Annotated in this window: 19 protein-coding genes; 6 read left to right on the top strand and 13 right to left on the bottom strand. The window is 59.5% G+C overall.

What is annotated here, in order from left to right:
* Positions 1–12: 12 nt before the first annotated feature.
* The 8 genes from G3N59_RS26125 to G3N59_RS26090 all read right to left on the bottom strand — a co-directional run bounded on the left by G3N59_RS26125 (position 13) and on the right by G3N59_RS26090 (position 14,973).
* Positions 13–594 carry a hypothetical protein gene (locus tag G3N59_RS26125; protein ID WP_205985707.1) on the bottom strand — a complete coding sequence of 194 codons (582 nt, stop codon included), beginning with the start codon at positions 592–594 and terminating at the stop codon, positions 13–15.
* 198 nt (positions 595–792) lie between these two features.
* Positions 793–1,389, bottom strand: coding sequence for a hypothetical protein (locus tag G3N59_RS26120; RefSeq protein WP_205985706.1), 597 nt, complete (start codon positions 1,387–1,389; stop codon positions 793–795).
* Position 1,390: 1 nt separating this feature from the next.
* Positions 1,391–2,575 (bottom strand): hypothetical protein, encoded by a 1,185-nt coding sequence (locus tag G3N59_RS26115; protein ID WP_205985705.1) that lies wholly within the window; start codon positions 2,573–2,575, stop codon positions 1,391–1,393.
* A complete protein-coding gene (gene tssI / locus G3N59_RS26110) occupies positions 2,572–5,334 on the bottom strand; it encodes a type VI secretion system Vgr family protein (protein WP_205985704.1) in 2,763 nt (920 codons plus the stop codon). Before tssI ends, G3N59_RS26115 begins: the two co-directional genes overlap by 4 nt.
* A gap of 270 nt (positions 5,335–5,604) precedes the next feature.
* Positions 5,605–7,116, bottom strand: a complete 1,512-nt coding sequence (locus tag G3N59_RS26105) for an efflux transporter outer membrane subunit (protein WP_205985703.1) — start codon at positions 7,114–7,116, stop codon at positions 5,605–5,607.
* Between the two features lie 29 nt (positions 7,117–7,145).
* On the bottom strand, positions 7,146–10,460 hold the full coding sequence (locus tag G3N59_RS26100) for an efflux RND transporter permease subunit (RefSeq protein WP_205985702.1): 3,315 nt from the start codon (positions 10,458–10,460) through the stop codon (positions 7,146–7,148).
* Positions 10,457–13,636 (bottom strand): efflux RND transporter permease subunit, encoded by a 3,180-nt coding sequence (locus tag G3N59_RS26095; protein ID WP_205985701.1) that lies wholly within the window; start codon positions 13,634–13,636, stop codon positions 10,457–10,459. The genes G3N59_RS26100 and G3N59_RS26095 overlap by 4 nt, the downstream gene beginning before the upstream one ends.
* 17 nt (positions 13,637–13,653) lie before the next feature.
* Entirely contained in the window at positions 13,654–14,973 is a 1,320-nt protein-coding gene (locus G3N59_RS26090; protein ID WP_205985700.1) for an efflux RND transporter periplasmic adaptor subunit, read from the bottom strand.
* Positions 14,974–15,474: 501 nt separating this feature from the next.
* Between G3N59_RS26090 and G3N59_RS26085 the strand changes: the two genes are divergently transcribed.
* The 5 genes from G3N59_RS26085 (at position 15,475) to G3N59_RS26065 (ending at position 20,532) form a co-directional block, all read left to right on the top strand.
* Positions 15,475–15,672, top strand: coding sequence for a hypothetical protein (locus tag G3N59_RS26085; protein WP_205985699.1), 198 nt, complete (start codon positions 15,475–15,477; stop codon positions 15,670–15,672).
* Between the two features lie 302 nt (positions 15,673–15,974).
* Positions 15,975–17,396: a hopanoid biosynthesis associated radical SAM protein HpnJ gene (hpnJ, locus tag G3N59_RS26080; RefSeq protein WP_205985698.1), complete on the top strand. Its 1,422-nt coding sequence runs from the start codon at positions 15,975–15,977 to the stop codon at positions 17,394–17,396.
* Positions 17,393–18,661: a bacteriohopanetetrol glucosamine biosynthesis glycosyltransferase HpnI gene (gene hpnI / locus G3N59_RS26075; protein ID WP_241024125.1), complete on the top strand. Its 1,269-nt coding sequence runs from the start codon at positions 17,393–17,395 to the stop codon at positions 18,659–18,661. Before hpnJ ends, hpnI begins: the two co-directional genes overlap by 4 nt.
* 36 nt (positions 18,662–18,697) lie before the next feature.
* Positions 18,698–19,702, top strand: coding sequence for a lysylphosphatidylglycerol synthase domain-containing protein (locus G3N59_RS26070; RefSeq protein ID WP_205985697.1), 1,005 nt, complete (start codon positions 18,698–18,700; stop codon positions 19,700–19,702).
* A gap of 41 nt (positions 19,703–19,743) precedes the next feature.
* On the top strand, positions 19,744–20,532 hold the full coding sequence (locus G3N59_RS26065; protein ID WP_205985696.1) for a metallophosphoesterase: 789 nt from the start codon (positions 19,744–19,746) through the stop codon (positions 20,530–20,532).
* On the opposite strand, the gene G3N59_RS26060 is transcribed toward G3N59_RS26065, so the two are convergent.
* Positions 20,522–21,367 (bottom strand): oxidoreductase, encoded by an 846-nt coding sequence (locus tag G3N59_RS26060; protein ID WP_205985695.1) that lies wholly within the window; start codon positions 21,365–21,367, stop codon positions 20,522–20,524. The two genes, G3N59_RS26065 and G3N59_RS26060, sit on opposite strands and share 11 nt — an antisense overlap.
* 93 nt (positions 21,368–21,460) lie before the next feature.
* Here G3N59_RS26060 and G3N59_RS26055 point away from each other — a divergent pair, with 93 nt between their 5' ends.
* On the top strand, positions 21,461–22,438 hold the full coding sequence (locus G3N59_RS26055; RefSeq protein WP_205985694.1) for an AraC family transcriptional regulator: 978 nt from the start codon (positions 21,461–21,463) through the stop codon (positions 22,436–22,438).
* 12 nt (positions 22,439–22,450) lie between these two features.
* Here G3N59_RS26055 and G3N59_RS26050 read toward each other — a convergent pair whose 3' ends face one another.
* The 4 genes from G3N59_RS26050 to G3N59_RS26035 all read right to left on the bottom strand — a co-directional run bounded on the left by G3N59_RS26050 (position 22,451) and on the right by G3N59_RS26035 (position 26,291).
* A complete protein-coding gene (locus G3N59_RS26050; RefSeq protein WP_205985693.1) occupies positions 22,451–23,278 on the bottom strand; it encodes a helix-turn-helix transcriptional regulator in 828 nt (275 codons plus the stop codon).
* 72 nt (positions 23,279–23,350) lie between these two features.
* Entirely contained in the window at positions 23,351–23,710 is a 360-nt protein-coding gene (locus tag G3N59_RS26045; protein WP_205985692.1) for a hypothetical protein, read from the bottom strand.
* Positions 23,711–23,746: 36 nt separating this feature from the next.
* A complete protein-coding gene (locus G3N59_RS26040) occupies positions 23,747–24,697 on the bottom strand; it encodes a transporter (RefSeq protein ID WP_205985691.1) in 951 nt (316 codons plus the stop codon).
* Between the two features lie 145 nt (positions 24,698–24,842).
* The gene (locus tag G3N59_RS26035) at positions 24,843–26,291 is read right to left on the bottom strand and encodes a DUF1254 domain-containing protein (RefSeq protein WP_205985690.1); all 1,449 of its coding nucleotides are present in this window, start codon (positions 26,289–26,291) and stop codon (positions 24,843–24,845) included.
* Positions 26,292–26,320: the final 29 nt, after the last annotated feature.

Genomic DNA, 26,320 nt, shown 5'->3' with positions numbered 1-26,320 from the left:
AACGTCAACGAACTACCGATACCTGTCGAGCCGCGCAATACCCAATTCACGAAGATTCACGGCTTTGCGTACTATGCTCAAATCCCACGGACCCGTTTCGCGATACAGATCTGCCAGATAGTCGAAGCCTGCGTAGATATCATACGGAGAATCTTCTGGCATTAACTGGCTATACACGAAGGACACTGAATTGATGGGTAAAGCATTAGTCATCTCCAGCACACCAATCGGGGCAAAAAAATCTCGCTTCTCAACGTGACTTGCATCTATCCTCGCGCCACGCTGTACGCGATTCAAACCAATGGTGTCGAAGGTTTCGTATGGGATATTTGTATCAACATTTTCCTCGATTTTTATATTGAAATCCCCAATGCACGGTTCGTTAAGTTCATCTGAGTCGTTTCGATACCACGTAAAAGTGATGCTCATGATGTTGTCGATAAAATAATAATACTCGACCTTTCCGAGTTGATCCGATCGAAGTGTCGGCTCACCCAGGTATTTTTCAATTTTAGAGAATTCGATATCGCCCCTGACCCACTGAAGGCCTAACGCAGTCAAATGCAATAATTTCGATTGCTGCTCTTCTGTCATCTGTGTCCTTGGCATGTCACTGTTCTTTGTTTGCGCTGCTGCGCTTACCGTAGGTATAAGAGAGCTCATAAGCGTGACTGCACTGATCAGCAGGATAAGTCTTGAGCAGCAGGCCCATACCTTCCTGCCAGTACGCAGTCGCCATGCCATTAGTTTTTCTATTTCCATTGCGAGGTGGGGAGCGAGAACGTCAACGAACTACGGATACCTGTGGATTCGAACGATACTCACTTTTCGAAGATTCACGGCTTTGCGCACGATGCTCAAATCCCACGGACCTGTTTCCCGAAAGAGATCTGCCAGATAGTTGAAGCCTGCGTAGATGTCATAGGGAGAATTCTCTGGCATCAACTGGCTATACAAGAAGGATACTGAATTGATGGGTAGGGCATTAGTCATCTCCAGCACACCAATCGGGGCAAAAAAATCTCGCTTCTCAACGTGACTTGCATCTATCCTCGCGCCACGCTGTACGCGATTCAAACCAATGGTGTCGAAGGTTTCGTATGGGATATTTGTATCAACATATTTCTCGATTTTTATATTGAAATCTCCGAGGCTAGGTTCGTGAAGTTCATCTGAGTCGTTTCGGTACCACGTGAAAGTGATGCTCATGATGTTGTCGATAAAATAAAAGTATTCGACCTTTCCGAGTTGATCCGATCGAAGTGTCGGCTCACCCAGGTATTTTTCAATTTTGGAGAATTCGATATCGCCCCTGACCCATTGAAGTCCTAACGCAGTCAAATGTAATAACTTCGATTGCTGCTCTTCTGTCATCTGTGTTTTTTGCATGTCACTGTTCTTTGTTTGCGCTGCTGCGCTTATCGTAGGTATAAGAGAGCTCATAAGCGTGACTGCACTGATCAGCAGGATAAGTCTTGAGCAGCAGTCCCATACCTTCCTGCCAGTACGCCGTTGCCATATCGCCGCAAAAAAACGCATCATTTTCCCAAGGACGCTCGGTGTAGTCGGTACGGCAGTTCCACGGTTCTGTGATCATCGCGTCGACATCGATGGCCGTGCCTCCCAGACCGACGTTTTGCAAAAGATCGACTGCCATTGCTCGGGTTTTCTTGAACTCGCTATCGAATTCTTCCCGATTTTGAAAAAATGTTGGAATGTATGAAGTCCTTTGATAGGCCGCGAGGATTGAAAAATAGCTGCCAACCGCCATCCTCTTGAGGCTTATCAAGGCGGCAGTGTCATCGGGTAGCGATGCCTGTGATGCGAGGGTTACTACCAAGTCCACAATTTTGTTTTTAGCGCCATTCACACTGGCGTAGATATATGGCCATTCCTTTATGTGACTTATTGGATAAAAGGAGTCCGGGTGTTGCAGAACCAAGGCATACATCCAGAAAAACTGCTGGCAATGTCTTGATTCGTGATAAATCGTGTCTGCTAACTCCCTGATCCATCTAGTCTGTTCTTTTCTACCGGATAAATCTTTCGATACGGTTTGAATGTTGAAAGTATTTTCAAGTTTTCCAAAATTTAAATCCATCTCCCAAATATTGATCGAGAAACACCCTTGCTCGCCACTATCGTGGGGCGTGTATTGATTGATCAATGGAACCGCCGGGACCGGAATGCCAAATCCACCCTTCGGGCTGGACAAAGAAGCTGTCATGATGGGCTCGATTAGCCCAAATAGCTGCGTGCTCTGTATCTGGCTGACCGGCCATGTCAGCCGGACCAAGGGTGTTGCATCGGCCGGGCCAAAATACGCATTTCCCCATTGAACCTGATTGATGAAGAGATTCTGTATAGCTCTTGCATAGTCGCGCGCGACTGGATACATGAGTTGTCCGCGTCGATCGGGGTCGCGGTCTGAATAGCGCATACCCCATCGATCGGCCGTACATAGTGTGTAAGTGGGCTCAATTCCCGCAGAAGTTGGTCCTGGTTTTGCCTTTCGAAGAATGTAAGGACCAATCTTGTGTGTTGAATCAACGTCTGGGTTATTTTCGTCGATCACGTTTTATCCTCATTAGGGTTAAAAGCCGATTCTGTCGTTCTCACGAGCATTGGATAATGAATTGCCATAGCCGATCCATCCTTTCTCAAGTATTCAACTTCAGCAATCTGCATGCTGTCGCTCAACACTAAAGACGTCTCACCGTGGTCGTCGGAAATGCCTTCGATGACCTGGCCGTCGCCAAGTTTGATCCGGTAGCGTTGATTCGATATCAACAAGCCAGACCCGCTGTCGGGCAGTCTGTAGTGATCTACTACTTTCGCGTCGTGGATGCTGGTCATCGCCGCGCGCTCGGGAACCGACTGTGGCTTATCGGTAGAGTGATCGGCCGCGTGCACGAGAAACTTCCCGTTAGTGCGGCCAATAATTCCCGACGCGTCAATGACGATTTCGGAACTGCCGCCATTGAATACGATGCGCCTCGCCGTCAAGCGGATTTCGTCTTTCGCGCTCAGGATATTGATGACCCGATCGGCAATCAGGTCAAGGTTGTCGCTTTGCGATTCGATACGGATGCGACCAGGGCTGATAACCGTCACCGCCTTCTGCGCGTAAAAAGCGATCTTTTCCCGCACCGAGGCGAGCAAAGATTTTCCGGCAGCTATGGAAACGTGGCCGCCCGTCGTCAACGCCGTATGGTGCTCACTGGCAATATGCGTGCTACCCGCCGCACTGAAATGCAGGTTATCGGCGCTCGATATTGCAATGTCGGGACTTTCGAACTCCGGGAACGCATCGCGCTGATTCGTGGACTGACCTTTCAACCTGGCGTTGGCGCTCTTGATTGCCGCGGTCACTTCTGCCTGATCGGCGAGGGCGTCTTGCGCACCATGCCGTTGCGCCTCCCGCGCAGCGCTTTCATGAATATCGCGCGCCGCAGTCAGCTTGCCGATGGTTTCACCCATCTCCGCAACCTTGCCCGATGCCCGAGTGCGTCCCCACGTCGTCAGCAAAAGCCCAAGCGCAGCACGCATCGCGCCGTGTTTATCCGTGCGCAGTTCAAAACCTTCCCCGCGCGCATCCTGCCGACCCGCGTTTCCATCGATACGCGTGATATAGCCCAGACTCAAACTCGATTTGGCGTGATCGCTTGCGAGTTGCGCCTGCATGCGGTCCTGCGTGTCGTCGAGCGCGAGGTGATTGGTCTGCGCACCCAGCCCCAGGCTCTTGCTCACGATGCCCGTGAGCGCGTGATTCACGGGCATTTTCCAGGGCACCGGATTACATTCGTCGACCATAAAAGCGGCGACAACAGGACGATCGGGATCACCATTGACGTAGCTGATCAATACCTGCTGACCGCACCGGGCATGCGCCACCGTGCCCATCCCATTCCCATGCCATGACGTCGCGAGCCGCACCCAGATACACGATCTGCCGTCAAATTTTCCATCGCGATCCCAATCGAACTGCACCAGCGCGCGATTCATTTCATCGACGAAAATCTCGGCATTGTCAGGGCCGACAATGACCGCGTATTCGTACCCGCCAATCACCGGCCGGGGGGTGATCTGCGGCATACGATACGGCTCATCCAGCGGCTGAAGATCGAACGAATTCGTAATGACATACTCGCGCGCAGTACTGGAAGTCGTTCCGGTCGCGCAAATGTCCAATTCGCAACCCGTAACCAGATACTCGCGATTCGCCGCGGCATACGGATAGTGCGTCAGCGTGAAAGTCTTGCCAGCTTCGATCCCACGCAACGCACCACGCGCTTCTGCACGCAAACCCGTCGCGCGCAACGCTTCCAGCTTTACACGCGCGAGATACCGCGCATCGTCACGCCAACCGGTTTCGTCATAGTGCGCACAACGCCGGTTGTTCGGTTGCGCGAATTCGGCGCGCGTGAAGATTTCCTGAGCGGCATTCGCCGTATTACGCGGCTGCGCATAGGTTTCGCGAAACGCAATGGCATTCGGGCTCAGACGCGGCGTCTTATAGCTATGGTCCTGAACCGTGACCTTGCCCGCAGTAACCGTGCTGGAAAGCGTGAACGCATCGATATGTTCTTCGTCGATATGCCCACCGCCCGCGTGATAGCGCAGCGAAGCATACGCACGCTCGTGCCTGCGATACGCGCCAACGTGATCGGCGATAACCAGCACATGCGTTTTGTCGCGATGCTCGAACCAGACGACAAAGCCCCATTCTTCGCAGAGCCGCAAAAAGAAAACCCAATCGCTTTCCCACGCCTGGCGGATCATGTCGCGCTGCGGATGATGGAGTTCGCCGATACGCCATTCGATCGGCCCATACGGGCTGATAACGTCGTGAAGAATATCGATGATCGAGCCACTGAAAGCGCGCGAATTCACCTTCAGCGAAGCGAGCCAGAACACGGGCCGCACGACGAACTCATAGACGTTATCGTCGCCTTGCCGGCCCAGCACGCGTGCGGACGCCACAATGCCGTTAATCTCGCGCACACCCGCGCCGCTGCTCGACGTAACAATGCGCGTGGCGTCGCGCGAATCTTCAACGCGCTCAAGATCAATCGTCAGCCAGATCGGCGTCCCGGCAATCCGATCGAGATCGATCCGCGTGCGCTCGTCCTCGTCGAAAACCATCGGCAGGAAACTCGCGCGAGCCGTTGCCTCCACGCGATATTCAAACAGCTTGCCGATGCCTTCGCGCCCGACAATCCTTCGCGGAATCAATACGCTTTCATCATGCGGCCGCCCGCGCGAATTGACGGTTGGGCGTTCCGGCAGGGCGGGGCCGCGCATGCTCAGCATGTGCCATTGCAGCGCGGTCATGCGCGAGCCCAGACCGGGAACTGACTGCCCGAACACTTCGTATTGTTAAGGCGCAAGCGCACGCGCCAGGCTATACCGTCTCGCATCGTTCACTCCAACGAACCTCGGCAACAGGTGTTGTCGCCCAGATACGATAAAGTGATCTCGATTAAGTCCGATTCATATCCGAAAAGTCTTAATTACGTGTGCGGTCGTCGACAGTGCCTCGAAAACAGGCCTTCAATTGCGCACACTTTGACCTCAGACAGCAATGCACGGCTTGGCGAACGATCACCGCACCGGCGCTGCAGCATCGGTCACCGCACTCGCCGCCGGATCGACGCTGACCTTCTGCGGATGACTGGCATCATGCAACTGCCCAGTCCATCCGCCACCCAGATCTCCGATCAACGCTGCAGCGTCCAGCAATCTCGACTGCTGCACCGTCAACGCACTTTGTTGCGTGCTCAACTGAGTTGCCTGCGCCGTCGCAACCGTCGTGTAGTCGACCGTGCCCGCCTGATATTCGTTCTGCGCGATCTGCGCACCGCGGATCGCATCGCGCACTGCGGCATCCAGCGCATCGCTTTGCTGCGCCAGAATGCGCAGGCCCGAAAGATCGTTTTCCACGCTCTGGAACGCGCTCAACACAGTGCCGCGATAATTCGCCACCGTCGCGTTATAGCTCGCCCGCGCCGCCGCGACTTCTGCGCTGCGTTCGCCGCCATCGAAGAGGGTTTCCGTCGCGCTCGCGCCCAGCGACCAAACGTAATTGCTGATGTGCAGTAATCCCGAGAGCGGCGCCTGCGTAAAACCATCGAGCGCCGAAAGCGAAATCGTCGGGTAATAGGCGGAAATCGCCACGCCAATAGCCGCGTTCGCCGATGCCATCTGCCGCTCCGCCGTGGCGATGTCGGGACGTCGCTGCAGCAGCGTCGAGGGCACGCCTGCGGGAATCGCCGGCAGGATCGGCAACTTGCCGTTATGGGGAATCGACAAATCTTCGGGATTACGGCCGACCAGCACCGCAATCGCGTGCTCGTATTGCGCGCGCGAAACGCCCAGTGCGATCAGGCTTGCCTGGGCGTTCTCGAGCTGTGTGCGCGCGGTGATGAGGTCGGAGGGCGCGACGGTGCCCGCCGCATCCTGGTCGCTCACTACGCGCAGTGAGTTCTTATAGGCTTCGACGGTTTGCGTGAGCAGGTCGATATCGGCGTCGGTCACGCGCAGGTCGATAACGGCATTCGCCAAGGCAATCTGTTCGGATAACTGAGCATTCGCAAGCGTGGCTTCGCTTGCCTGTGCCGTGGCCGATTGTTCCTCGATCTGGCGGCGCACCTGCCCCCAGAAGTCAATCGTCCAGCTCACATTCGCTTCCAGCGAGCCCGAATTGACAATACGCGCGCCGCCGCTGCTGAGTGCGCTGGTCGTGCTGGTGGAGGAGCGCTCGCGCGTGGCCGATCCGGTCACGCCCAGCGTCGGGAACAGACTCGCGCGCGCCACGCGCACTTCGGCCAGCGCTTCCTGATAGTTCGCGTAGCTCTGCGCCACGGTCTGGTTCGAGACCGCCACCAGGGGTTCGAGTTCGTCGAGCAGCGGGTCCTGGAACGCGGTCCACCATTCGCCCTTAGGGCCTGCGGCGGCGGACGGATCGGCCTGGGTCCAGCCCGGCAGTTCTTTCCACTGCGCAGGCACGTTGACTTGCGGACGATGATAGTCCGGGCCAACCATGCAACCGCTCATCAGCAGCGCGAGGCTCAAAGGCAGCAGGCGAAGCGGGTGCAAGGCAGACCGTGCTTTCATGGGTATATCGGAATCGAAAGGATGAATCTTCATGATGCGCTCTCATCGGCCTGGCGGTTCCAGGGCAGGCGTGCGGCCCAACGGGCGAGGCGGGCGCGCAGGCGGTCGAGGAACAGATAAATCACGGGCGTGGTGTACAACGTAAAGACCTGGCTCAGGATCAGGCCGCCCATCACGGTCACGCCAAGCGGTTGGCGTAACGACGCACCCTGACCAATGCCGATTGCCAGCGGCACCGCGCCCAGCACCGCGGCAAACGTCGTCATCATGATCGGGCGCAGACGCACCACGGCGGCTTCGTGAATCGCATCGCGCGCGTTGCGGCCTTCTTTACGCTGCAATTGAATGGCGACGTCCACCATCATGATGCCGTTCTTCTTGACGATACCGATCAGCAGAATGATGCCGATCATCGCGATCACCGAAAACGGCGTGCCGAAGATCAGCATCGCCAGCGTCGCGCCAATGCCCGCCGAAGGCAGCGTCGAAAGAATCGTGAGCGGGTGAATCGTATTTTCATAGAGTACGCCCAGCACGATATACACCACGACCAGCGCCGCGAGAATCAGCAGCGGCACCGTGCCCATCGATTGCGCGTAAGCCTGGGCCGCGCCCGCGAACGCACCGTGAATCGACGCAGGCATGCCGATATCGCGTTGCGCTTTGGCGATGATGTCGCCGGCTTCCGAAAGCGAGCCGCCTTGCGGCAGATTGAACGAGATCGTGCCCGCGACTTCGCCGCTCTGGTGATTGACCTGGGTGGCGGTGTGGCCGGTGGTCCAGTTCATCAGCGCGGTGACGGGCACCATGGTTTCGGCGGCGGTACTGTCCGCGCTGCCGCTCGAACTACCGCCCTTGCTGTTGGCAATCGCGTTGTTCTGCTGGTTGGCCACGGCGTTCGCATTGCGCGAATTCGTGCTGCTCGTACTGCTGGTCGTGGTGCTTTGCGCCGTGTAGGCGGTCACGCCCGAGACCGTGCTGCTCGACATCTGCGTGGACGCCGATCCGCTTGCATTACCCGCCGCCGTACTTAACCAGATGTGGTTGAACGACTGCGGATACTGCCAGTATTGCGGTGCGACTTCCATCACCACGAAGTACTGGTTGATCGGGTTATAGATCGTCGATACCGTGCGCTGCCCGAAGGCATCGTAAAGCACGCTGTCCACCTGATTCGGATCGAAACCATAGCGCTTGGCCGTCGCGCGATTCACGGTCACATAGGCCTGCAGGCCGTTCTGTTGCAGGTCGGAATTGACGTCGGTGAGCGTGCCGCGATATTTATTCAGTTCGGCTATAAGCTTTGGTGTCCAGAGGAATAGTGCATCGGCGTCGTCGCTGGTGAGCGTGTATTGATACTCGGCCGCCGATTGCCGCCCGCCAATCTGCAAGTCCTGCTGGGCCTGCAAAAAGAGCCGTGCGCCCGACACCGCATTGAGTTTGGGCCGCAAGCGGTTGACCACTTCGGTAGCCGAAAGCTTGCGCTGCGCAAGCGGTTTCAATTCGATAAAGACATTAGCCGTATTGAGCGCGCGTCCGCCCGTGAAACCCGCAACCGAGGCCACGGCAGGATCTTTCTGCACGATGTCCTGCAACTGGGCGAGTTTCTTCTCCATCGCCGTAAAGGAAATACTCTGGTCCGCAATGATCTGGCCGATCAGAATGCCCGTGTCCTGTTCGGGAAAGAAAGTGCCGGACAGCAGGCGCGCGAGAAACACATTGCCAATCAGTAGCGCGAATAGCAGCACGATCACGAGTAGCGCGTGATCGAGCACCGCGTCGAGTGTGCTCGAATAAAACTGTTTGAAGCGCTCGAACTGCGCGTCGATCCACACGGCCACGCGCGACGGTTCGCGCTTTTCGCTTTCGCGCTTGAGTACGTACGCGCACATCGCGGGCGTGACAGTCAGCGAGACGATCAGCGAGATGATGATCGCGATGGAAAGCGTCATCGCGAACTCATGGAACAGCAGGCCGACGATGCCTGGCATCAGCAGGATCGGCAGAAATACGGCGATCAGCGAAAGGCTCATCGAAAGCACGGTGAAGCCAACTTCGCCCGCGCCGCGCAATGCCGCCTCTTTGGGATCGAGCCCGGCTTCCATGTGGCGCACGATGTTTTCCAGCACCACCACGGCATCGTCCACCACGAAGCCGGTGCCGATCGTGAGCGCCATCAGCGAAAGCGAATCGATACTGTAGCCAAGCAGATACATTGGCCCGAAGGTGCCGACGATGGAAAGCGGCAGCGCCACGGCGGGAATCAGCGTTGCGCGCGGCGACAGCAGGAATACGAACACCACGCCGATCACCAGCAGCACGGCGATAAAGAGCGTGCGTTCGGTATCGGCCACCGATGCGCGCACCGATTCCGATCGGTCGACGGCCACGTGCACCTTGATGGTCGCGGGCAGGGCGGCTTCGATATTGGGCAGGCGCGCCTGAATCTGCTGCACGGTCTTGACGACATTGCTGCCGGGCATCGGATAGACAATCACCAGCACGGCGGATTTGCCGTTATAAAGGCCCGCATTGCGGATGTTTTCGTTCGAGTCGCGCACCGTGCCCACGTCGCGCAGATACACCGGCGAGCCGTCGCGATACGCAATCACCACATCGCGATAGGGCGCGGCCGTGCTGATCTGGTCGTTCGATGTGACGACGAAGCGCTGATCGCCCTGATCGAGATGGCCTTTCGCACTGTTCGCATTCGCTGCGCCGATCGCCGCGCGCACGTCTTCCAGACCGATGCCGTAGCTATTGAGTTTGCCCGGCTGCAGTTCCACGCGCACCGAAGGCAGCGCGCCGCCGCCCAGCGTGATCTGGCCGACGCCGTCCACCTGCGAAAGCTGCTGCATGATCACCGAATCGGCGGAATCGTAGAGCTGGGCTTTCGTCAGCGTGTCCGAGGTCAGCGCGAGCACCATGATCGGCGCGCTTGCGGGGTTGTACTGGCGGTACGTCGGGTTGCTGCGCAGCGTCGTGGGCAAGTCGGCGCGCGCGGCCTGGATGGCGGCTTCCACGTCGCGCGCGGCGCCGTTGATGTCGCGGTTCAGGCCGAACACGATCACGATCAGCGACGACCCCACGTTGTTGATCGAAGTGAGCTGGCTGACATCGGCGATGGTGCCCAGGCGCCGCTCCAGCGGCTCGGCCACGGTCGAGGCCATGGTCTCGGGGCTCGCGCCCGCCATATTGGCCTGCACCACGATCACCGGATAGGCGATGTTGGGCAACGGCGCGACCGGCAAGCGGAAAAACGCCAGCGCGCCAGCAAGCAGGATCGCGATAGCCAGCAGCGAAGTGGCGACCGGCCGGCGGATGAAGAGCGCCGAGAGGTTCACGGCGTACCCTCGGGCGCGGGCGTGCGCGGAGGTGGGTTCGGGCCGCCCGGTTCGCCCGGGCCGTTGCTACCGTCCACATCGCCATCGTCTTCAGGCTGGCGCTTGCGGCCAAAGCGAATCGCCAGGCGGTCGAAGAACAGATAGATCACGGGCGTGGTGAACAGCGTGAGCATCTGCGAAAGCGTGAGCCCGCCGATAATCGCCAGACCCAGCGGGCGGCGCAATTCCGAACCCGTGCCGCTGCCCAGCAGCATTGGCAGTGCGCCGAGCATGGCCGCGAGCGTGGTCATCAGGATCGGACGGAAGCGCAGCAGCGAGGCCTCGAAAATCGCTTCGCGCGGCGGCTTGCCATGCACGCGTTCGGCTTCGAGCGCGAAGTCCACCATCATGATGGCGTTCTTCTTGACGATGCCGATCAGCAGCACGATACCGATAATGCCGATCACGTCCAGATCCTTACCCGCGATCATCAGCGCCAGCAGCGCGCCAATGCCCGCCGAAGGCAGCGTCGAAAGAATCGTTACCGGATGCACGTAGCTCTCGTAGAGCACGCCCAGCACGATATAAACGGCCACCAGCGCGGCGATCAGCAGATAGACTTCGGAAGAGAGTGAATCTTCGAATGCCTGCGCCGCGCCCTGGAACGACGAGGTAATCGACGGCGGCAGTTTCACGTCGGCCTCGGCCTTGCGGACGTCGCGCACGGCGGAGGAAAGCGACGCGCCATCGGCGAGATTGAACGAGATCGTCACCGAGGGGAATTGCGCGAGGTGGCTGATGCTCAGCGGCGAGCGCGTGATGTTGATCGTCGCGATGCCCTTGAGCGGCACCTGGCCTGAACTCGCGGTCTGGCTCGGCAGATAGATATCGCCGATCGAATCGACCGTGGGCAAAGACTCGGGTTTGGCCACCAGAATCACGCGGTATTGATCCGACTGCTGGAAGATGGTCGAGACAATGCGCTGGCCCAATGCGTCGTAAAGCGCGTTGTCGATGGTCGCGGCGGTGATGCCGTAACGCGCCGCGAGCTGGCGATTCACCTGCACATTGACGGAAAGACCGTCGGTGTTCAGGTCGCTCGTGACATCGGCAATCGACGGAATCTGCTTCATCTTCGCAATCAGCGCAGGCACGTATTGATTGAACGCTTCCTGATTCGGGCCGCGCAGCACGAAGTTGTATTGATTCGGCGAAACCGTGGTGTCCAGCGTCAGATCCTGCTCCGGTTGCAGATAAAGCCGGATGCCCGCCACCTTCGAAACCGACTGCTGAATGCGTCGCGCGATTTCCTCGGCGCTTTCGGAGCGGTCGTCGTGCGGTTTCAGGTTGATCAGGAAGCGCCCGTTATTGAGCGTGTTATTGATGCCGTCGATGCCCACGTAAGAGGTGAGCGAAACCACATCGGGGTCCTTAAGGATTTCCTCCGCGAGTGCGGATTGCCGGCGCACCATCGCCTGATACGAAACGGAGTTGTCCGCCACGCTGATCGCCTGGATCACGCCCACGTCCTGCACGGGGAAGAGACCCTTGGGAATGATCACGTACAGCAGTCCCGTGAGCGCGACGGTCACGACGAACACGATCAGCGTGAGTGTCTGATGATCGAGCACCCAGCGCAGACCGCGTTCGTAGGCGTTGAGCGTCTTGTCGAACAGGCCTTCGCTGATACGCTCGAAGCGGCTCGGGTGGCGCTCGGCCTGGGCGCGCAGAATGCGCGCGCACATCATCGGCACGACGGTGAGCGAAACCACGGCGGAAAGCACGATGGTCACTGCGAGCGTGACGGCGAATTCGCTGAAGAGCCGGCCGATCACGCCGCCCATGAAGAGCAGCGGAATCAGCACGGCAATCAGTGAAATCGTCAGCGAGAGAATCGTGAAGCCGATTTGTCCCGCGCCTTTTAGCGCTGCCTGCAAGGGCTTTTCGCCTTCTTCCAGATAACGCACGACGTTTTCGATCATCACGATCGAGTCGTCCACCACGAAGCCCGTGGCGATGATGAGCGCCATGAGCGAAAGGTTGTCGATGGAATAGCCGAGTTCGTACATCATCGCCAGCGTGCCGACCAGCGAGACCGGCACGGAAATGCTCGGGATGATCGTGGCGGGCAGGTTGCGCAGGAACACGAAAATCACCGCCACTACCAGCGCGACGGCGAGCACGAGTTCGAACGCGGCGTCGTGCACCGAAGCCTGAATCACGCCGACGCTGTTCGACACCACGGTGACCTTCATGCCGGCCGGCAGCGTCGCTTCGAGTTGCGGCAACTCGCGCATGATCTGGTTGACCGTGGCGATCACGTTTGCGCCCGGCTGGCGCTGCACGTTGAGCACGATCGCGGGTTGCTTGTTGTACCAGGCGCCGCGCTCGACGTCCTGCGCCGCCGTGGAGACGCGCGCGACGTCGCGCATGAAAACCGGCGAGCCGTTCTGATACGCGATAACCGTATCTTCGTAGTCCTTGGGATCGGAAATCTGGTCGTTGGAATTGATCGTGTAGTCGAGCTCGGGGCCGTCGAAATTGCCCTTTGGCGCGCTCACGTTCACATTGGCGAGCAGCGTGCGCAGATCGTCGAGATTCAGGCCATAGGCCGCGAGCTTTTGCGGATCGGCTTCCACGCGCACCGCAGGCACGTTGCCGCCCGCCGTGCTCACGAGACCCACGCCCGGCACTTCGGAAATCTTGGTGGCGAGGCGGTTGTTGGCCGCGTCCTGCAACTGCGTGAGCGACATCGATTTCGATGTGACCGCGAGTGTGAGGATCGGCTGGTCGGCGGGATTCACCTTGGCGTAGGTGGGCGGCGCGGGCAGGCCGCTCGGCAGGAAGCTGTTGGCGGCGTTGATGGCCTGCTGCACATTCTGCTCGGCCACGTCCAGGTTGAGCGAGAGGTCGAATTGCAGCGTGATGACCGAAGCGCCCTCGGAGCTATACGAAACCATCTGCTGCAGGCCCGGAATCTCGCCGAGCTGCACTTCGAGCGGCGCGGTCACCGTGGTGGCCATGACGCTCGGGCTTGCGCCGGGGTAGAAGGTCTGCACCTGGATCGTCGGGTAATCGACGGCGGGCAGCGACGACACGGGCAGGAACTTCATTGCCACGAGACCGACCAGCACCATCGCGATCATCAACAACGATGTCGCGACAGGCCGCAGAATGAAAATACGCGAGATATTCATCGGCGCTCAGGCGTGGGTCAGGAGGCCTGGGAGGCGGCGGACGCGCCCGACGCAGCGGGCGGCGCGGAGACCGCGCGTGCGTGCGAGGCGTTGCCCTTGCGCGCCGCGCTCGCGCCGGCGGCGGCCGCGGGCTTGCCGTTCGAGGGCTGGATTTTGGTGCCGTCGTTGAGGCGGTCGAGGCCGTCGGTCACCACGCGCTGGCCGGCGCTCAGGCCCGCTGTGATGACGGTGTGCTGCCCGTCGCCCGGGCCGAGCGTGACCTTGTGGACCGACACGGTGTTATCGGCGTTGACGAGGTACACATAGTCGCCAGGCGCGCCCGACTGGACGGCGGGCGTGGGTACGAGCACGGCGTTCTGCAAGGTGTCCACCAGCAGCCGCACGTTGACGAATTCGTTGGGGAAGAGGGCTTCATCGTCGTTAGGGACGCTCGCGCGCAGCGTGACCGTGCCGGTGGCGGTCGCCATCTGGTTGCTGATCGCGTAGAGCGTGCCGGTGGCGAGCTGTTTCGTGTTCTCGCTGTTGAAGATCGTGATCGGCAGTTTTGCGCCGGCATTGACGCGTTGCAGCACGTCGGACAGCGAATTCTGGGGCACGGTGAATTGCACGGTGGTGGGTTTCATCGTCGTGATCACGGCGATGCCCGTGGAACTGGAGGCCGTCACGTAATTGCCCGGATCGACGAGGCGCAGACCCACGCGGCCCGAAACCGGCGCGGTGATGTGGCAATAGATCAGGTCGAGTTCGTATTGCTTGATGCTGGCGAGATCGGATTTCACCGCCGCTTCGTCCTGGGCGACGAGGAACTTCTGGTCGCTATAGGTTTGTTCGGCGATCGACTTCTTTTCGTTGAGTTGCGTATAGCGTTCGAGATCGGCGCGTGCCTGCGCGAGCGAGGCGCGGTCTTTCGCGAGTTGCGCTTCGGCCTGCTCCTTGCTGATCTCGTACTGGCGCGGATCGATCTGCGCGAGGAACTGGCCTTTGACGACGTCCTGGCCTTCGCGATAAGCGACTTCAGTGAGATAGCCGCTCAGTTGCGGCAGCACGGTCACCGTGGCGACCGGCGTGACTGTGCCCAGCGCATCGAGCGTGACGGGCATCGAGCCGAGTGTCGCGGGCGCAACCGTCACCACTTGCGGCGCTGCACCACGCGCGGGTTTCTTGCCGTGCAGCACGTGGAAAATCACAGCGGCGATCAGCGCCACCAGGATCAGCACGAACACGATCAAGCCTGTGCGGCGTTTGCGCGGCGGCGTGGGGGCGGCAGGCGGTGTAGGCGTCGGTGGCGGAATGGCGGTGCCAGGCGTTGCGGGCGGGCGGTTGGGCGTATCGCTCATGCCAGTCTCCCGAGGTCGCCGACGAAGCGGAGCATGGCAGCGCGTTGGGCGGCATGCGGCGCATGCAGATGCCAGCCAGTGCCGTGAGGGGCGCGCAGCAGACGGGCCGCGCAGGCGCCGTGCCGGTTGTCGTCGGTTCGCATACGGATATCTCTTGGTTGTTGTGTTCAGCCACCCGATTCCGGCGCGCACGCCGGATTGCAAAGGCCTGAGACCTGCAGTCTAACCAACTCGAGCGCTAATTTCGAAACGTTGGTTAATTGAAAGGTTTTGGCGTATTACAAGCGTCGTTATAGGCGCTAATTTGTCGATTCGATGCATCGTAGATGGCGCGATCCCTGCCGGTGCTGAATGACAACTTTTCTCATCTAAATCGTCGCGTGAAATAGCTTGTAAGGATTTCCAATTGCTGCGCGTAGCTCGCGGCATCGCGCGCGCGCGTGATCGCTATGCTCTTGTCCTATTTGTCAGTAATGCGTCGTCTGGGACGGAGACAGGATCATGTCAAAAGAATCTTCATTTATTCCGCATCGGCTTAGACGCCCGATGCTGGGACTCGCGCTCGTGCTCGCCATGTCGCTGCAGGGTTGCTCGACGACGCTTGGAAACCTCGCGCTGGGCGCGGGCTTTGGCGTAGTGGGCACGGTGTCGGCGCTGGGCTGTCTGCTGGCCTGCCATGATCCCGGTCCGGGCTGGTAAACAAGGCTGCGATTTCATGCAGCCTGTGCTGCTGCGTTTGTCATATTCATCGATGAAACTAGAGGGTTAAGGGCACGTCGTAACGCACGGTAATCGTGCTGTGCCCGCGGAGCTAAGGTTCTCTTCAGGCTGCATCCGTACGCTGTAGCGCCAGAAGGCCGTTGTCTGTTGTAACGCATGGTCTTAATGGAAAGTGGATTGCATGCGGATTGAAACGCGTCTGGAAGATTTCGCTGCGGCTGTCCGAACTGGAACCCACCTTTAGGCGTAAGTCCGCGCATTGTCGCGGCAGTATCGACGACATGAAAACGCTGTTTTTGCAGGCCCCGTCCTATGACGGCTTCGACGGTGGCGCGGGTTCGCGCTATCAGGCGAAGCGCGAGATCCGCTCGTTCTGGTATCCCACGTGGCTCGCGCAGCCCGCGGCGCTCGTGCCGGATAGCCGCGTGCTCGATGCGCCCGCGGATGGCATCGGCGTCGAAGAGACGCTGAAGATCGCGCAGGACTATGACCTCGTCTTCATTCACACGAGCACGCCGTCGTTTCCCACCGATGCGCTCTTTGCCGAAGACCTGAAAAAGCGCAAGCCTTCGCTGCTGGTCGGCATGGTGGGCGCGAAGGTGATGGTCGATCCGCACAACTCGCTCACGGCCACCGAAGCAATCGATTTCGTGTGCCGCGAGGAATTCGATTTCACCTGCAAGGAAATCGCCGAGGGCAAGCCGTTTGCTGAAATCAAGGGCTTGAGCTGGCGCGCGAAAGACGGCTCGATCGAGCACAACGAGGCGCGTCCGATCCTCGAAAACATGGACGAATTGCCGTTCGTCGCGCCGATCTACAAGCGCGATCTGAAGATCGACAATTACTTTATCGGCTATCTGAACTACCCGTATGTATCGGTCTATACGGGCCGTGGCTGCAAGTCGCGCTGCACGTTCTGCCTGTGGCCGCAGACGGTCAGCGGGCATCGTTATCGCACGCGTTCGGTGGAGAACGTGATCGCGGAAGCGAAGTGGATTCGCGAGAACATGCCCGAAGTCAAGGAGCTGATGTTCGACGACGACACCTTCACCGACGATCTGCCGCGCGCCGAAGCGATTGCAATCGGCTTGGGCAAACTCGGCATGACGTGGTCGTGCAATGCGAAAGCCAACGTGCCGTACAAGACGCTCAAGGTCATGAAGGAAAACGGCCTGCGTCTGCTGCTGGTAGGTTTCGAATCCGGCGACGACCAGATTCTCGTGAACATCAAGAAGGGCGTACGCACGGATTTCGCCCGCCGTTTTAGCGCCGATTGCAAGAAGCTTGGCATCAAGATTCACGGCACGTTTATTCTGGGTCTGCCGGGCGAGACGCAGGACACGATTAAAAAGACCATCGAGTACGCGAAGGAAATCAATCCGCACACGATTCAGGTTTCCCTGGCTGCGCCGTATCCGGGCACGACGCTCTATAAGCAGGCCGTGGAAAACGGCTGGATGGAAGAGAACAAGGTCATCAATCTGGTGAGCAAGGAAGGCGTGCAACTGGCGGCGATCGGTTATCCGCATCTGTCGCGCGAGGAGATTTATCACCACCTCGAACAGTTTTATCGCCAGTTCTATTTCCGTCCGTCGAAGATCTGGGAAATCGTGCGCGAAATGCTCACGAGCTGGGACATGATGAAACGCCGTCTGCGCGAAGGCGTGGAGTTCTTCCGCTTCCTGCGCGCGCACGAGGCATGATGAAAGGCTCGCGCAAGGGTATTTTTCCCGCGAACCTACGAGCGCTTGCACTCGTTTTCCTCCTCGGCGCTGTGGTGGTCACGGCGCTGGGGGACCTGGCCTCACCTCAGGTCGAGCATGTATTCCTCGACACGATTGCTGCGCTGCTGGGCGCTGCGGCTTCGATCGGCATTGTCTATACGGTGGTGGCGAGTTTCCTGGTTGGCCGCTTCTTTTCGCGTAGCGTCAAGGTGCCGAAGCACTTTCCCGGCGTGACGCTGGTAAAGCCGCTGCATGGCGACGAGTGGGAATTGCGCGAACACATTGCATCGTTTTTCAATCAGGATTACGAAGGAGAAATCGAGTATCTCTTTGGCGTGCACGATGCGAACGACGCGGCGCTCAAGAGCGTCGAAGCGCTGCGTGCGCGTTATCCTGAAGCGAAAATCACCGTGGTCGCGGACGGCCGGCTTTATGGGCCGAACCGTAAGATCGCCAATCTCGTCAACATGCTCGAACACGCCAGCCACGATATTTTGTGCTTCGCGGATAGCGACGTGCGCGTCGACCGGTCGTATCTGCGGCAGATCGTGGGCACGCTCGACGAACCCGGCGTGGGTCTTGTGACCACGATTTATCGCGGTCTATGTGCGCCGGGTTTCTGGCCACGCGTTGGGGCGGCACTCACGAACTATCATTTTCTGCCTGGCGTGATTACGGGCGTGGCGATTGGCCGTGCGCGTCCCTGCTTTGGACAGACGATTGCGATGACGCGGCAGACGCTCAATGAAATTGGCGGCCTGCAGCAATTCGCCCATCATCTTGCCGAAGATCACGCGCTCGGTGAAGCGGTGCGCCGCAACGGCGCGACGGTGGCGATTCCGCCGATGGTGGTCCAGCACGCCTGCGTGGAAGACACGTTCGCCGCGTTCTTCAAGCATGAATTGCGCTGGAGTCGCACGATACGCGCGGCTGATCGCGCCGGTCATCTGGGCGCTGTGTTGATGCATCCGCTTCCTCTGGCTCTGCTGGCGATCGTGTTTTCAGGCGGGGCAGTGGCGGCATGCTGCATAGCGGCATCCGCGCTGCTGGCGCGTGTGCTGCTGGTCCTCAGAGTCGATCGCGCCACGCAGAACCGCACGCGCGGGTTGTGGAATCTGCCGCTCTGCGACATGCTGCAGTTTGTGGTGTATATCGCGAGTTTCTGTTCGTCCGCTGTGGTCTGGCGCGGCATTCGTTTCAGCGTGGATGGCAACGGCATGCTGTCGCCCGTCCATGACGAATAAGCGGAAGTGGCTATTTCACGCAAGAGAAAGTAACTGATGAAGCAGCTTGGTCGTATTGCGGCGCTGGCCGGTTTTGCCATCGCCGCGTTTCTTGTCTGGCGCGAACATCCGGAAACGACATGGCGCCTGATGCGCGATGCGGGTTTCGGGCTCGTGCTCGCCGCCTGTGTTCACGTCATGCCGATGTGGGCGAACGCGTGGGATTGGCGCACGCTGATCCGTCCCGCTGAGCGTCCGTCCTTGCTGACGATGCTCAAGATCGTGTGGATTCGCGAGTCGGTGAATGGATTGCTGCCGGTCGCGCGCGTGGGCGGCGAAATCGTCTCGTTTCGCTTGCTCAATCGTCTTGGCGTGCGTCCTGCGAGTGCGTTGGGAAGTCTCGTCGTCGATATTCAACTGACGTTGATCAGCCAGCTTCTGTTTGCATTCCTCGCGTGCGCGTATGTGCTCGACCAGTCGAATTCTGGCGCGGCGCATACGATCAGCACGCTGCTCTGGAGTATTAGCGCGGCCGTGCCGGTTCTGGTGCTGTTTGCGCTGGTGCAGCATGCACGGCCGTTCGAGCGTATGGCGCGCGTGATGAATCAGGTGACGAGCGGCAAACTGGTCGAACTGGTCGGAAAGTCGGTTCGTATCGATCAGGCCGTCAAGTTAATATGGCGGCGCAAAGCGACGGTTCTGCGCTATTTATTCATCTGGCAAACGATTCAATTCATTGGCTTTTCACTCGAAATCTGGCTCGCGCTGCGCGTGCTGGGCGCCGAGCCGACATTCGCCCAGGCGTGCGTCATTGAAGCGTTGATCCAGATTGTCAGCAGCATTGCGTTTCTGGTGCCCGCGAGTCTGGGCGTGCAGGAAGGCGGTTTTGTGCTGATCGGAGCGATCTTTGGCTTCGACGCGCTGACGTGCCTCGCGCTGGCCGGCGCGCGTCGCATACGCGATCTGCTGTTTTATGTACCGGGCCTTATCGCATGGCAATTGGCTGAATATGGCGGGCCGCGCGAACGCCAGACGCAGGCGAAACTGGGTCATGGGGCCTGAAACTGACGAGTGGCCCGTCATCAAGAATTTGGCAACACGATATGCATGTACAGATTGCGTCGGATCTTCATCTCGATGCGTTGCAGAAGAAGTTTCCCGATTGTGCCCCGCTCGACATTGCGCCGGGCGCCGACCTGCTGATTCTCGCTGGCGATATTGATCTGGGCGCGGCGGGCGTCGATCGATTCGCCGACTGGCCCGTGCCCGTGATTTACGTGAGCGGCAATCACGAGGCCTATGGTTCGGGCTATCGCCAAACCGTGGACGGTATCGCCAGGCGCGCGCAAGGGACGAATGTTCATTACCTCGAGCGCCGTTCCATTGAACTCGATGGTGTGCGTTTTCTGGGCTGCTGTTTGTGGACCGATTACGCGCTTTATGGCGATAGCGTCACGAGTATGGAATACGCACGCGAAGCGATGTCGGATCATCAGGCGATACGGCGTGAAGACGGCGGCTCGTTTGGCCCGGAAGAGGCCTTGGCCGAACACCGCGGTGCAGTCCAGTGGCTTGTGAAGGAACTGGCGACGCCGTATCGCGGCAAGACGGTGGTGATCACGCACCATGGCGTTTCGCCCGAGTCCGTGCACGAGCGCTTTCGCGATCATCCGGTCAATGCCGGCTTTCTAAGCGATCTACGTCATCTGCTGCCTTTTGCGGATCTGTGGATTCACGGCCACGTGCATGACTCGTTCGATTACCGGTCGGGCGGCGCGCGCGTGATGGCGAATCCGCGCGGCTATCCGTTGAATCTGGCATCGGCGCAAAGCCCGGCTGAATTGCAGTGGGAAAACCGGGCCTTCGATCCACATTGCGTCGTCAGGCTTTGACCGGGTTGTCGGTTGAAACCGTTAGCGCTTCCCACGTGCGAATTTCCTCATCTAGCGCCGACAATTTGCTTCGCACCAGCCCAAGCGCATCGCTGCCCAGCAGCAGATGCGCGGGCGGGTTTTCTGCATCAATTGCCGCGAGCATCGCCTGCGCGGCCTTTTGCGGATCGCCCAGTTGCTTGCCGCTTTTCTCTTCGCGGGCCTGGCGAATGGGATCGAAGAGGGCGTCGTAATCCGCTATCGAGCGCGGCGTGCGCGCCATCGAGCGTCCGGCCCAATCGGTGCGAAACGAGCCCGGCGCCACAGCCGTTACGGCGATGCCAAACGGCTTGACCTCTTTGCCCAATGCTTCAGAGATTCCCTCCAGCGCAAATTTGCTGCCACAGTAGTAAGTAATCCCAGGCATGGTGATATAGCCACCCATCGACGTGATATTCAGAATGTGGCCGCGCCTGCGCTCGCGCATGAAAGGCAACACGGCTTTCATCATGGCGACGGCGCCAAATACATTCACATCGAACTGCCTGCGCATCTCGGACAAGGGCGATTCTTCCATCACGCCTTCATGGCCGTAGCCGGCATTATTGACGAGCACATCGACCGGGCCGACAGTCGCTTCGATCCCGGCGACAACGCCATCGATCGCATCGAAATCGGTCACATCCAGCACGCGAGCGAAAGCGGCTTGCGTGGATAGGGCCTCGAAATCGCGCTTCGCTTCTTCGCTGCGTACCGTGCCGATTACGGTGTGACCGGCCGCTAACGCCTCTTGCGCGAGCGCTCGCCCAAAGCCGCTGCTAACGCCCGTGATCAGTAGAATCTTGCTGGATGCCATGAGAGCCTCGCTCGAATGATGTCAGAAACACCATACTAGTCTCAGGAACAGGGCAAAATAAGCCAAATTACCGGATTTATATTGCCTAAAACTATGATCAAGAAACAAGCCGTTCCCCTCGAAGCCGAGCGGGCGCAGCCCAATCGCAATCGCAAGCGCACGATTGCGCTACTGCGCGCGCTGGCGCCGGACGAGGGCTACAACCTCACGCCGCTGCCGGGCGTGCGTATCCTGCGCTCGAACCGGCCCTTGTCGATGACGCCGGTGCTTTACGACCCGGGCATCGTGATCGTGTGTCAGGGCAGCAAGCGCGGCTATTTCGGCGATCAGCTCTATCTCTACGACGAGGATCATTACCTCGCCGTCTCGGTGCCGGTGCCGTTCAGCATGGAAACCGAGGCCAGCGCGCAGCGCCCGTTGCTCGCGCTTTATCTGCATCTGGATTTTGCGCTTGCTGCCGAACTCGCGGCGCAGATCGATCGCGAAGGCGTTGCGGAGCACGTGCAGGCGCCGCAAAGCATGATGTCGACGCCCATGGACGATGCCATGCAGGCGTCCGTGTTGCGCTTTCTGGAGGCCATGCATCGGCCGCTCGAAGCGGCGGTGTTGGGGCCGGGATTGTTGCGCGAACTGTATTTTCGCGTGCTCACCGGCGCGCAGGGCAGCGCGATGCGCGAGGCGCTGGCGATGAAAGGGCAGTTTGGCCGCATCGGCCGCTCGCTGCGCCTGATTCATGCGAACTATGCGCAGGCGCTGGATGTGATGCAGCTAGCGGACGAAGCGGGTATGAGCATGCCGAGTTTCCATAGCCACTTCAAGGCAGTCACGCAGATCTCGCCGATGCAGTATGTGAAATCCACGCGTTTGCATCAGGCGCGGCTGTTGATGGTGCGGCAGGATCTGACTGCGGAGGCGGCCTGTCACGCCGTGGGTTACACGAGTGCATCGCAATTCAGCCGCGAATTCAAGCGCTTGTTCGGTTTGACGCCGGCGGCGGAAACGCGCCGCATGCGAGAAAGCTTCGCGATTCCCGAGCCGTTTGACGACGCGGTGTTTGTTTCGTCGCATTGAGTCATTTGCCGATTAACGCATTGCATTGTTATCGGGCGGCGTTTGTCCAAGCGTATCCGCAGGCCGATATTCGCTGGGCGGCACGCCTAATTCGCGGCGAAACATATCGCTGAAACTACTGGGCACATAACCAAGCGATCGGGCAACCGCGCTCACGGATTGCCCTTCTGCAAGCCGCGAAACCGCAATCGCCAGTTGCACCTGGCGTCGCCATTGCGCGAAGCCCAGACCCAGTTCCCGCGTGAAGAGTCGCGCAAGCGTGCGCACGCTTGCGCCCACCGACGCCGCGTGTTGCTCGAAGGCAATCTCATTCGACGGATGGTCGATCACGGCCCGGCACAGCATGGCGAGTCGCCGGTCTCCCGAACCCGCGGTCCCCACGGCATCGGGCAACGGAATGCGCAGCGACGAGCGCCGCGCATGCGCGAGTTCCATCGCCGCGAGATGCGATGCGGTGGCGAGCCAGGCATCGTCGCGTTCGGCTTCGTGTTCGGCGATGGTACGGATCAATTCGCGCAACAGACCATCGATCTGGAACACTTCGCTGCGCGTACTCAGATGCGCAATATCGCGTTCGTGCAGATAGAGATTGCGCATTTCCACTTCGCTCATCATGTGGATGGCGTGCGGGGTGCCTGGCGGCAACCAGACCGCGCGCTGCGGCGGCACGACCAGTGCTTCGCTGCCGGCCTCGACCCACATCACGCCAGAGACCGCATACAAGACCTGCGCCCAGGTGTGCGAATGCGGCTCGATATGCAGGCCACGCGGATAGCGGCGCGCGAGCGAGCGGCCACGTCCGGGCGCGTCGTCGAGAATCGGGGGCGCGGCTTGGGTCATAGAGCGCGATGCTTCGGGGCGAAAGGCGAAGATCGCTACGCTATCACGAGACGGAAGGGCACGCGCGTTGCGCTACGGGCAGGTGTGCGTGCGAAAGTCGATGATCAATTGCACCATGCGCAAAGAAAAAAGCACATACGCAACAGTCAGTGCCGCCTGCAATGCGAAGTGCCATCGCAGCCTGGACAATTGTCGCAAGCCATCGATCAGATTGAGAACGATGAGCACGCAACCAACGCCCGCGACGATATAGCCCGCAAAACGCGGATTCGACCAGCTCGGCGAGTTCATGAAGTCGAAGCGTTTGACGGATTCAAAACCCGCTGCAACCAGCACGGTTGCAATCACCAGATTGCGCACATGCTCGAACGCGGCTTTCAGCCCGCCCCGGTCGAATAGCGCCTGTGCAGCAGCGTGTGCGACAGCTCGCATGAATGCCCCTTGAGCAGGCCGAGTGTTCGCGCGTGCTTATTGAAACGTTGCATTGATGGTCAATTCGACGGCATTGCCTTTCGGACGATTGCTCGCGCTAAACTCATTCACCCAGCGCAGCGTTGCGCCTACCGGTGTCTTGTCGATTTTTCCATTCCATGTGAGCATCGGGCCAATCCCGACGGCGTGGCCCTGCGAGCCGCCCGTCAATTGTGCGATCCCGCCTGTATCGTTGCCCACCTGCTGGATATAGCCGCCGATGATGCCGGCGCCCCAACCGCCCGCGAAGCGCTTGAGCGCCAGCACGTCCAGCACGCTGACCGGCGCATTGTGATAATGCGTGTCGTTATTCGGCGTATAGAATTCGAGGCCGTAATTCAGCGAAAACTCGATATTCTCGGCCGGGAAAATATGGGTGTACGCAATCGTGGGCGTGAAAGTCCAGGTATTCTGACCGGCGTTGGCGAGGCGATTGGCATTGTAGGCGCCGGTGGGCGCGTAAATCTGCACGCTCAGCGCGATGTGATCGATCTTCGTCAGATGGTAGCCCGCCACGACAGGCGAGAAGAACACATCGGCGAATTGCGTGCCGTGGTCGTTCGGCAAAACACCATGAAACGATGAGATGTCGGTGTATTGCAGCGGCACGCCGAACGAGGTGGCGAAGTTCCAGCCACCCGCCGTGATTCCCCACGTTTTAACCGCATTGATCAGTGTGTACGAGATCGTGTAGTCGAGCCCCGCAGTAACGCGTCCCGCAATCGGCAGGGTTTTACTCGCGCCGACCGAACCTTCGTAGTAGATCGTATTGAGCGAAATGATCCAGTCCGATGTGGGCGGCACCACGCCCGCATAAGGCGAGATCTGCATGCCGGTGATCGGGCGGCCAATGCCGCTTTCGGTGGCCGCAGCGTTCAAGGAAACGCCAAACGTGCCTGAACACGCGATTGCGGCCAGCAGCGTTGTCGACATTCTGCGCGCTTGCATGGTGGTCATCCTGTTGGTATCCAGCGTGATCGTGTCGATGAACCTGCGCCGTTCGGTTCGCCTGTGTGATGTCCGGCACACGCCAGCTACGGTCGACGGCGTGGTGTCGCGTCAGGCAGCGCGATCGGCGTGTTACCGGCTTCGCTTATTTCGTCGGCGTAAAGTCGCCGGGCTTCCAGCTCTTGTCGAACGCCGCGGCCTCCGGGCCATAGATGCGGATATAGGCGAACCAGCCACGGCCAGGCACGGTCTTGATCCAGTGGCCTTCCTGCCCCTTGGGCGCCGTCGGGCCGAAATACAGCGTCACCGGTTTGCTCTGGTCGATATCCTTCAACTCGAACAGCGAGCGCAGCGCGGCTTTGTCCTGATCGGTTTGCACCTGCGAGCGGGTCGCGGCGTCGTAGGCGGTCACGGACCAGAAAAGCTTGCCCGGCACCGGTTGCGGAATCACCAGCGTGTAGTGCTTGCCGCCATCGAGCCACGCCCCTGCGGCGTCGCGCGCGCCCAGCCAGTAGAGCGAACCCGCGCCCGGATCACGCCGGAACATGGCAGGCGAAGTGACGATGGCCTGCGCAAACCAGCGGTCGCGCGCGTCCAGATCGATCCCGCCAGGCGTCTCGAACTGCACGCTGCCCGGCACGAGGCCAATCCACTCCCAATGACGGTCGGGCCACGGTTTCAGGTCTTGCCGATTGCTGTCGAATGCGGAAACCAGCATCTGGTCGCGGCCCATACGCGCGGCGCGATCGAGCAGAGCCTTTTGTTTTTCGTCGGGATGGAAGGGCTTGCCTTTCTCGATGCCAAGTTCGGCGAGTAGCCCGTACATCGGCAGAAAGGAGGGATTGAGCGGCTCTTGCTGGATGATCTTGTCCAGTTCCTGCCAGAACTGGAGGTTGTCCTCCCAGCGTAGCGAGGAACTGTCCATTGCCACTTTCGTCGTGTCCACCGCTTCGAGTGCCGGGCCAACGGCGCCGCTCTCGGACCAACGCTGGATCTTGACGGCGCGTAGCGCGTCCATCGCCTTCGGAATATCGCCGCCGGCCGGCAGCGCGCGCACGGCCAGCAGATTCTGCAGCGTCGTGGAGCGGCCCACGTAATAGCCATCCGGCGCCGTGCCTTTCCATCCCGGCGGCACGATCAGGTGCTTGCCGCCTTTGCCCGCATCGGGACCGGGCAGGCCGAGATCCGCCACCCAGCCCTGGTTATGATCGTCGACAAGGCCGATATACGGCCCTGGCGGCAAGTCGATCTCGATCGGGCCTTGCGAGAGATCCAGCACCGCCGAACCGTAAGGCGTATCCGAATTCAGCGTGAAGCCCACTTGCCTCGGGCCCGCTGCCGCGATGCCCCATTGCTTGCCGTCCTGGATGCCGGCCGTGCGATTGCCGTTGAAGATACCTTCCAGCGAAACCGTCGGATACCAGAACCGATAGGCGATCACCGCGCGTTGCTGCGCTTCGTCGGCACGCGCACGCTCTGAGGTTTGCGCTGTGGGATAGCCGTGCACGAACGTGTAGCCGTTCGTGCTGTCTTTTGCATATCCCGTTGTACCGGCAAAAGCCATAAGCAATGCGGCAATCAACCTGCGGTTCATAAAATCTCCTGTTGAATGGAAATGCAATC

This window comes from Paraburkholderia sp. Ac-20340, assembly GCF_017104965.1.
Lineage (GTDB): Bacteria > Pseudomonadota > Gammaproteobacteria > Burkholderiales > Burkholderiaceae > Paraburkholderia.
This window is presented reverse-complemented; position numbering and strand designations above follow the sequence as displayed.